Origin of the sequence: Nocardioides allogilvus (assembly GCF_003047285.1) — a bacterium.
Taxonomy (GTDB): Bacteria; Actinomycetota; Actinomycetes; order Propionibacteriales; family Nocardioidaceae; genus Nocardioides; species Nocardioides allogilvus.
Window position 1 is genome coordinate 1 of record NZ_PZYX01000075.1, and the last position, 528, is coordinate 528.

The window sequence follows — 528 nt, forward strand, 5'->3', positions numbered from 1 at the left end:
GAAGCCTCTCTCAGAATCCAGTATACCAGTAAGATACATTAAACTTTGGACATCTGTTGTTACCTCTAGACTATATTTGAATTTCTAGATCACTCTCAGCAATTTCATTAAACTGTCTGACGGCTTGGATAGACATAAGTTCTCCTGTGATGTGTTAAGATTGAGACCAAGAACGGCCGATGCAAGTCTGAATTGCATCACTATCTGATCTACCTTTATAGAATACCTCATTCGGGGTACGATAGTCAAGACATTTTCGAGGACGATTGTTAATCAAGTTTACGGCTCTTTCCACCTCCTCTGGCTTAACGATTTTAAAATTCGTTCCCTTGGGGAAAAATTGTCTTAACAGTCCATTGGTATGCTCGTTTAATCCCCTCTCCCACGAATGATAAGGAGTAGCAAAATAAAAATCTGCTCCTAGTTTCTGACTCAACTCTTGATGTCCACAAAATTCTTTAACCTTGTCACAAGTAAAGGTTTTTCTTTTGTCAGTGTGAATCTCTTGAAAAAGTTTTTCTGTGACTC

General features: G+C 38.4%; 1 protein-coding gene. It reads right to left on the minus strand.

Annotated features, from left to right (window positions below; translation table 11 throughout):
• Nucleotides 1-154: 154 nt before the first annotated feature.
• A partial coding sequence (locus C9J87_RS19505) for an IS30 family transposase (RefSeq protein ID WP_107706373.1) occupies nt 155-528 on the minus strand: 374 nt, incomplete at its 5' end.